This is a genomic window from Thermogemmatispora sp., assembly GCF_019683635.1.
GTDB lineage: Bacteria > Chloroflexota > Ktedonobacteria > Ktedonobacterales > Ktedonobacteraceae > Thermogemmatispora.
Map to the genome: position 1 here is coordinate 1 of NZ_JADGIA010000216.1, position 8,262 is coordinate 8,262.

Here is an 8,262-nt window from a genome sequence, read left to right on the forward strand (position 1 = left end):
ATGCAACAAGACCACGCACCTCAACCGCGGATTCCTTTATAGTATAGAGAGATACACTTATAGAGTGAGGATTGTATCGCTGTGAGCGCTTTTTGCGGAGCTTTTCGGTAGAACATTGAAACAGGGCACGCTCTGGTTTCAGTGTAGCACAGCGCTTTCCTGTGTAACACACTACAGCGGCAAAAGCGAAGAATGGTCGTTGAGAGGCGCAACCGTATGGCAGAGCACAGTTTTCGGCACGCTTTATGCAAGAGAGAAGAGTGAGGGCAGAACCCAGGTGCTTGCCTCCGCTGTGACTTCGTCTCTCCGATTGGGTTCTGCCGCCGCTAGGGCAACGGGGGATTGCCCGAAGGCTACACGGTTCGGTACAACGTCGGCAGGCTACAGGAATGCGAGCAGAGGGGCCCGTCTCCCTCTCCTGGCCTGTCGCCTGCCGCGGCCCGGCCTGCCCAGGCGGGCCTGATCAAGGGTGCCAGAGCACGCAATGCTGAGTGTCTCTCTCTGGCTCAGTTCGCCAACGAAGGAGCGTGCTAGATGCGACGCCTTGTACTGTTGCCTGGCGCCAGGATGGCGCTGAGACTGCTGCTAACGCTGCTCTTGCTGTCTCTGTGGAGCCTCTCCCTCACCCTCTCGACCACAGGAGCGCCGGCCCTGGCCGCCTCTGCCTCGGCTCGCCCCTGGATGAACCGCAGCTTATCACCCGACCGGCGCGCCGATCTCTTGCTGGCTCAGATGACGCTTGACGAGAAGATCGCCATGCTGCATGGTTGGTCCGGTGGTAGCTACGTTGGCTATATTCCGGCCAACACGCGCCTGGGCATTCCAGCCCTCGGCCTGGAGGACGGCCCCGCCGGAGTGGCCGACGGCATGACGGGCGTGACCGCTTTCCCGGCCCCGGAGGCGCTGGCCGCAAGCTGGGACACGAGCTTGATGCGCCAGTACGGCCAGGATCTGGGCAACGAGGAATGGGGCAAAGGGGCCAATGTGGCCCTGGCGCCGACTGTCAATATTTTGCGCAATCCCCAGTGGGGCCGCAGCTTCGAGACGCTGGGCGAGGACCCCTATCTGACGGCTATGCTGGCCAGCGCCGATATCCAGGGCATCCAGAGCCAGCATGTCATCGCCACTGTCAAGCACTATGCCGCCAATAACCAGGAGTATCACCGTACGACGGTGAGCGCCAACGTCGACGAGCGCACCCTGCACGAGATCTACTTGCCGGCCTTCGAGTACGCTGTCAAGCAGGGCGGCGTCGGGGCAGTCATGTGCTCCTATAACAAGGTCAATAACGTCTACGCCTGCGAGAACCCCTACTTGCTCACGACAACGCTCAAGGGAACCTTCGGCTTTCCGGGCTTCGTGATGTCGGACTGGGGGGCGACCCATAGTACGGTGCCGGCCATTACGGCGGGCCTCGATATGGAGATGCCCGACAGCACCTACTTTGGCAACGCCCTCAAGCAGGCGGTGCTCAGCGGGCAGGTCAGTATGGCGACGATCGATGAGGCGGTGCATCGCATTCTGCGCACGATGTTCGCGATCGGCCTCTTCGACTATCCGACGACCGGCAGCCCGAGCGCGACGGTGACCAACGCCCAACATGCTCAGTTTGCCCGCCAGGCCGCCGAGGCCGGCACGGTTCTGCTCAAGAACGACGGCCAGTTGCTGCCGCTCGATCTGAGCAAGATCCACTCGATTGCGGTGATTGGCCCCGATGCCTCGCTCTCTCCCCAGGCTACGGGCGGCGGCAGTGCGCATGTGATTCCGCCCTACGTGGTGACGCCGCTGCAGGGGATTACGCAGCGCGCGGGCAGTGGTGTCACTGTGCGCTACGCGCAGGGGATTACGACGACGGGGACGCTGCCACCGATTGAGGCCCAGTATCTGACGCCGCCCTCGGGCAGCGGACAGGGCTTGCTGGGCGAATACTTCAACAATATGACGCTCTCGGGCAGCCCGGTGCTGACACGGGTTGACAGCCAGATCAACTTCGATTGGAACGGGCAATCGCCGGGTCCCGGGGTGCCGGCGACCCAGTGGTCGGCACGCTGGACGGGGACGCTGACGCCGCCGGTGAGCGGGACGTATACGTTCTCGCTGACGAGCGACGATGGCAGCCGGCTCTACATTAATAATCAGTTGCTGATCGATAACTGGCGTGATCAGGCGACGACCACCGAGACGGCCACCATCCAGTTGACGGCGGGCCAGCCCTATGCCATTCGCGTGGAGTACTATCAGAATGGCGGCGCGAGCAATGTGGCTCTGGGCTGGAGCATTCCCGGTCAGGAGAACACGCTGCTCAACCAGGCGGTGGATCTGGCGAAAAGTTCAGATGTGGCCATTGTCTTTGTGAACGATGTCGAGTCGGAAGGCTCCGATCGCAGCAGCCTGGAGCTGCCAGGGGCCCAGGATCAGCTGATTGAGGCGGTGGCTCAGGCCAATCCCCATACGATTGTGGTGCTCAATACGGGGGGGCCAGTGCTGATGCCCTGGGTCGATCAGGTGCCAGCTTTGTTGGAGGCCTGGTATCCAGGCCAGGAGGATGGCAACGCCATTGCGGCGGTGCTCTTCGGCGATGTCAATCCGTCGGGGAAGCTGCCGATGACCTTCCCGCGCTCGGCCAGCGATCTGCCGGCCAGTACGCCGGCCCAATATCCGGGCATTAATGATCAGGCCGACTATTCGGAGGGGGTCTTTGTCGGCTACCGCTATTACGATGAGCGCGGGATTACACCGCTCTTCCCCTTCGGCTACGGCCTCTCCTATACGACGTTCCGCTACAGCCATCTGCGAGTGACCCCAACTCAGGCGGACTACAACAGTCGGATCGCGGTTGATCTGGATGTGACGAATACGGGCCAGCGGGCCGGGGCTGAGGTGGTGCAGCTCTACCTCGGTATGCCATCGACGAACGTGCCGGAACCGCCGCGCCAGTTGAAGGGCTTCCAGAAGGTCTTTCTGCAGCCCGGCCAGACGAAGCATGTGCACTTTGAGCTGAATCCGCGCGATCTCTCATACTGGGACGTGCACGCCCATACCTGGGTGGTGCAGGACGGTACCTATGCGGTGCAGGTGGGATCGTCGTCGCGCGATATCCGGCTGCAGGGCAGCTTTACGGTGCGCACGACGAACGGTCCGCGCTATGTGAGCGTGCAGGCACCTGGGCTGCTGGCTGGCGGCGGGAGCGCGACGGTGACAACGAGCTTTACCAATGGCGGGGACCTGGTGGCGCACGCGCTGCGGCTGGAGCTGCAGGTTCCCCAGGGCTGGCAGGCGCGTCCAGAGGGAACAACCACGTTTGCAACGGTGAGGGCCGGCCAGACGGTGCAGGTGCGCTGGCAGGTAACGGCTCCGGCGGGCGCCTCTCCGGGCAGCTATACGCTGCAGGCGAGCGCGCGCTTTGTGAGCGCGGACGGGCCAGGACACGTGCAGGCTTCGGCCAGCTTGACGGTTCCCTATCCTTCGCTGGCAGCGGCCTACAATAATGTGGGCATCAGCGATGATAGCAATCCGTCAGCGGGGAATTTCGACGGCGGCGGTTACAGCTACTCTGCTCAGGCACTGGCCGCGGTCGGTCTGACGCCAGGGGCAACGGTGGTCCACGATGGCGTGACCTTTACCTGGCCCAATGTGCCGCCCGGGCAGCCCGATAATGTGAGCGCCCAGGGGCAGGCTGTGGCTTTCTCCGCCCAGGGGACAACGCTGGCCTTCCTCGGAGCGGCGGCCTTTGGAACTCAGAGCGGGACGTTGACGATCGTCTATAGCGATGGGACGAGCCAGCAGGCCACGCTGACGCTGGCCGACTGGTACGCCAACCAACCGGCGCCGGGCGATGAGTTGCTGGCGACGGCGGATCACTGGAACCGGCCCCCGGGCGACACGCTTGGCCCCCATGCGGTGAGCGTCTACTACACGGCTCTGCCGCTGCAGGCCGGCAAGCAGGTGGCCTATCTGCTTTTGCCGACGAACAGCAATCTGCACCTCTTCGCGGTCGCCGCCAGGTAAAGCAGGAGCCGACTCCACGCGGAGTGGAAGGCCGGGCTGTGGGCGCGGCAGCTTCCGGCCTTGCACCGCGTTGACAGGCTGGCGCGGTGCTGCTCCTTTTCCCCCGAGGAGCGGGCCGCGCCAGTCGTTGTCTCTTTGCTGTGGCAGTGACGGCGGTTCAGCCGCCACCGACCATCGTGACCAGCTCCAGGCGACAGCCCTCGCGCAGGCGTGTTTCGGCGAAGCGCTCGCGTGGGACGATGACACCGTCCAGCATGGCGACGACACGGCCTGGCGTCAGGGCCAGTCGGCCCAGAAAGTCGGCGATGGTGCACTCGCGCGGGACGTTCCAGGGCTGGCCGTTAGCGACGATGGTCATCAGCTCCTCGTGAGACGCTGCATCTTCCGTCATTGATGTACTCGTCTCCTCCTTTCTTGCTCTTTGCCTGGCTTTCATGCCGATTGGCCGTCGTGGGGTGGCTGCCGGCGGGCCTGGCTGCCGGCGGCCAGGGCCTGGCGCAGCGCATCCACGGCCTGGGCCACGGAGGCGGCGCCGTAGATGGCCGAGATAACGGCGATGCCGTCGGCGCCGGCTTCAATGACGCGGGCGGCGTTGGTGGCGCTGAGGCCGCCGATGGCCAGCAGCGGAAGGCGAGGCCAGCGGGCGCGCAGCCGCTCAAGCAGCTCAACGCCAGCGCCGGCCTGGCCGGGATGGGAGGGTGAGGGGAAGATGGTGCCGGCCAGCAGGTAATCGGCGCCGGCAGCGACGGCCTCCTCTGCCTCGGCCAGCGAGTGGACCGAGGCCCCGAGCAGCAGCGACTGCCCACAGCGCTGCAGCAGGGTGCGAGCAGCGGCCAGCGGCAGCGAGCGCCTGCCGAGCTGGACGCCGTCAGCGCCGACGGCCAGGGCCACATCGAGGCGATCGTTGATGATCAGGCGGGCACCGTGCTGACGCGCCAGGGGGCCGAGGATGACGGCCAGCTCGTAGAGGCGAGCCGCCGATAGACTCGGCCCACGCAGCTGTAAGAGATCAATACCCGCCTCCAGGGCCTGGCGCGCGATCTCTACGAGGGCTGGATGCTGCTCGTCGGTAACCAGACAGAGCAGCGGCCCGCGCGCCGCAACCAGCGCCGGCCAGTTGCTCGTGGCTGGTGCTCTCTCCTCCGTCATGGCGCCCACTCGTTCAGCTCAGGATGGGCTGCCGACCAGACCGGTCAGAGGGCTACTGGCAGCGGCCTGGGGACGGCGCGGAATGCGCCCGGCCAGGAAGGCGGCCCGTCCGGCTTCGATGGCCAGTTTCATGGCGCGCGCCATCAGAACGGGGTTGCCGGCCTGGGCGACGGCGGTGTTGATCAGGCAGGCCGCAGCCCCCAGCTCCATCGCAAAGGCAGCATCCGAGGGGGCGCCGATGCCAGCGTCGACAATCACGGGGACCCGCGCCTGCTCGATGATGATCTGGATCTGCGGCAGGTTGAGCAGACCCTGGCCGGAGCCAATAGGCGAGCCGAGAGGCATGACGGTGACGGCCCCCGCATCCTGCAGGCGCCGGGCCAGGACGGGATCGGCGTTAATGTAAGGCAGGACCTCGAAGCCCTCCTTGACGAGCTGGCGCGTGGCCTCCAGGGTGGCGACGGGATCGGGCAGCAGATAGTCGGGATCGGGAATGACCTCCAGCTTGACCCAGCGCGGTAGGCCCATCGCCGCCGCCAGATGGGCGATCTGGATGGCCTCCTCGGCGGTCTTGCAGCCGGCGGTGTTCGGCAAGATGGTGTAGCGCTCGGTATCGAGATAGTCGAGCAGCGTTGGTTGCCCGGGGCGCGAGAGGTCCAGGCGGCGCAGGGCCACGGTGACGACTTCGGTGCCGCTGGCCTCCAGGCTCTGTTGCATCTCTTCAAAGCTGCGGTACTTGCCCGTTCCCAGCAGGAGCCGGGAGCGGAAGGTACGCGAGCCAATGGTGAGCAGGTCCTCTGTCATGATCGTTCTCTCCTCTGGTCTTCTGCGGCGGCTTCGACTTGGGCGGCAGCCTGGCCGAACAGTTCTGGCTGACGGCGCGCGGAATCGACTGCGCTGAGGGCAGTCAGTCGGCGGCGCCAGGAGCCGAGGCGCTCGGGAGCGAAGGGACGCAGGTTGAGATCGTAGGGAACGGGCCGCCCCTGGATCAGCTCGGCGATGATGAAGCCCGTCACGGGTCCGGTGATGGCGCCAACCCGCCCATGACCGACGGCCAGCCAGAGGCCGGGGCTGCTGGGCGCCGGCCCAATGAAGGGCAGGCCGTCGCCGGAGACGGGGCGCAGGCCGGCCCAGGTGCGGTCAACGGCGGCCTCTTCAAGAGCCGGGGCGACGTTGCGGACGACAGCGAGCAGCTGGGCCAGGCCGCCGGCAGTTGGTGTCTTGTCGAAGCCACGCCGTTCGGAGGTGGCGCCGACGAAGACGCTGCCATCGGCCTTGGGCACCAGATAGCCCAGGGGACCAGCGTAGATGGTGTGGCGCAGGGGCTGGCCACTGGGGCGCAGAGCCAGAAGCTGGCCTTTGAGCGGGTAGACGATGGCCGCTCCCTCGCCCTGTTCATGCCAGGCGCTGCTCCAGGCGCCGGTAGCGAGGACAACATGAGCGGCTTCGATGGGTTCGGCTTCGGTGAGCACGCCCCGTACGCGGGCGCCGTCCCAGAGCAGAGAAAGGGCGCTCCGGGGCGCCAGCAGCTCGGCCCCGTTGAGTGCTGCCGCGCGCGCGAGCAGGCGCGTGAGGTGACCGATGGCGACGTTGCCTTCGGCGGGCGAGAGAATGGCCCCACGCACGCCGGGGACAAGCAGCGGCTCACGCTGGCGGACGTCGTCGGCCTCCAGCCAGCTTAGCTCGGGACGCAGGGTCTGCAGGGCAGCCAGGTCGCGGCGCAGGATCTCAGCCTGCCTATCGTCGAAGGCGGGATAGAGGGTCGGCAGATGAACAAGGCCAGCCCACATGCCCGTTTCGCTCTCTAGCTGCGCTTCGAGGGCTTCGTAGTGGCGCAGGCCGGCCAGGCCGAGGCGCAAGAGGGGGTCGCTCAGATCGCTGGCGCCAGCCTCGGCCAGGGGTGTGAGCATGCCGGCCCCAGCGTCGGAGGCTTCGGCAGCGACGCCGCTGCGGTCAAGCAGGATAACGCGCTGTCCGGCCCGCGCCAGATGGTAGGCCGTGGCGCAGCCAACGATGCCCGCACCAACTACCACGACATCATAGGTTCGCCGTTGCATAGGCTCTTGCCTTCCTCTCCTTGACAGGCGGCCCCATAAAAAAAGGCCGCCTCCCCAGGCGGGCCGGGAAACGGCTTCTTGCCGACGCTCTCCGCTGGACGACGTGGGACCACGTTGAGCAGCGGAGCTGGTGGGAGAAGAAAGCGTTCCCTCCGCTGGTATGATCCAGATCAGGTGTCTGCTGCAGGGTCTGCGACATTGCTGGGTCGCACTCTCAGCCCGGCTCTCCGGACTCCCCTCGCTTCCTTCCTTGCTTATCTGTCTGCCTGAGTCCGCCAGCTCGCCCTCCGGCCTGAAGCCACTCAGTACGGCGGACGCCAGCGCGTCGCTCAGGACAGGCCGATCGTCTTCTTTCTACCTACCTACAGAGATGATACCATATGCTTGCTGCCTCTCACCAGCCAGACGGCAGGCAGGCGGACGGATAGACAGCTGCAGGGCATGCTCTTGCTGGTCTTTGCAGGCCGGATCTGCTATCCTGGGGCGGGACACAAGACCAGGAAGGCACGGGCGGCCAGGAGACCGCTTTTTGAGAGATCAGAGGAGTTGATGATGAGACAGCCAGCAGAGGGACTGGAGGCGGAGCGCGAGGAGATCATCGCGCGGCTCTACCGCACTTTCGCGGCTTATCCGTTTCGCCGGCAGATGTGGGCCTGCTCGCACTGCGTGGAGCCGGAGGAGATCGCCCGCCTGGGTGGCGTGCCGTTGAGGCAGTTGACGGGGACGGATCTGCAGCGCTTCGCCTGGAAGGCCTTGACGACCTGGGGCGAGGTGGCGGATTTCAAGCATGTTCTGCCGCGCTGGCTGGAGCTGATCCTGCGCGGCCAGGATGATGGTTTTGCGCTGGAGTTGGGCCAGCTCGCTCACAAGCTGGCCTACGGCCAGTGGCTCCGCTGGCCGCGCGCCGAGCAGGAGGCCGTTGAGGCGGCGCTGCTGCTCTGTTGGAGGCTGCTGCTCTCGCTGCCGCCCGCGGCGCTGGTCTGGTACGATGCGGCGGAGTTTCTGAGGGCAATGGCTCTTTGCTGGGAGAGGCCCACGCCTTTTCTGC

The 8,262-nt window shown here is 65.7% G+C and carries 5 protein-coding genes, 1 pseudogene and 1 riboswitch; of the genes and pseudogenes, 2 read left to right on the top strand and 4 right to left on the bottom strand.

What is annotated here, in order from left to right; genetic code table 11:
• Positions 1 to 534: 534 nt before the first annotated feature.
• Entirely contained in the window at positions 535 to 4,008 is a 3,474-nt protein-coding gene (locus tag IRZ31_RS18180; protein WP_297156254.1) for a glycoside hydrolase family 3 C-terminal domain-containing protein, read from the top strand.
• A gap of 157 nt (positions 4,009 to 4,165) precedes the next feature.
• On the opposite strand, the gene thiS is transcribed toward IRZ31_RS18180, so the two are convergent.
• The 4 genes from thiS to thiO are packed head-to-tail and all read right to left on the bottom strand — an operon-like array spanning position 4,166 to position 7,214.
• Positions 4,166 to 4,399 carry a sulfur carrier protein ThiS gene (gene thiS, locus IRZ31_RS18185; protein ID WP_297156256.1) on the bottom strand — a complete coding sequence of 78 codons (234 nt, stop codon included), beginning with the start codon at positions 4,397 to 4,399 and terminating at the stop codon, positions 4,166 to 4,168.
• Between the two features lie 41 nt (positions 4,400 to 4,440).
• The gene (gene thiE / locus IRZ31_RS18190; protein WP_297156258.1) at positions 4,441 to 5,157 is read right to left on the bottom strand and encodes a thiamine phosphate synthase; all 717 of its coding nucleotides are present in this window, start codon (positions 5,155 to 5,157) and stop codon (positions 4,441 to 4,443) included.
• A gap of 18 nt (positions 5,158 to 5,175) precedes the next feature.
• Complete coding sequence (locus IRZ31_RS18195; protein WP_297156260.1) at positions 5,176 to 5,961, bottom strand: thiazole synthase; 786 nt, start codon at positions 5,959 to 5,961, stop codon at positions 5,176 to 5,178.
• Complete coding sequence (thiO, locus tag IRZ31_RS18200; protein WP_297156262.1) at positions 5,958 to 7,214, bottom strand: glycine oxidase ThiO; 1,257 nt, start codon at positions 7,212 to 7,214, stop codon at positions 5,958 to 5,960. Before thiO ends, IRZ31_RS18195 begins: the two co-directional genes overlap by 4 nt.
• Positions 7,215 to 7,343: 129 nt before the next feature.
• Positions 7,344 to 7,463: riboswitch (TPP riboswitch) on the bottom strand.
• A 300-nt stretch (positions 7,464 to 7,763) separates the two neighbouring features.
• On the opposite strand from thiO, the pseudogene IRZ31_RS18205 reads away from it, so the two are divergent.
• Positions 7,764 to 8,262, top strand: a pseudogene (locus IRZ31_RS18205) (hypothetical protein); the annotation flags it as partial.

Bases quoted from the DNA above. Each gene is read 5' to 3' on its own strand.
- IRZ31_RS18180 (WP_297156254.1), top strand. From the start codon at position 535: ATGCGACGCCTTGTACTGTTGCCTGGCGCCAGGATGGCGCTGAGACTG.
- thiS (WP_297156256.1), bottom strand. From the start codon at position 4,399: ATGACGGAAGATGCAGCGTCTCACGAGGAGCTGATGACCATCGTCGCT.
- thiE (WP_297156258.1), bottom strand. From the start codon at position 5,157: ATGACGGAGGAGAGAGCACCAGCCACGAGCAACTGGCCGGCGCTGGTT.
- IRZ31_RS18195 (WP_297156260.1), bottom strand. From the start codon at position 5,961: ATGACAGAGGACCTGCTCACCATTGGCTCGCGTACCTTCCGCTCCCGG.
- thiO (WP_297156262.1), bottom strand. From the start codon at position 7,214: ATGCAACGGCGAACCTATGATGTCGTGGTAGTTGGTGCGGGCATCGTT.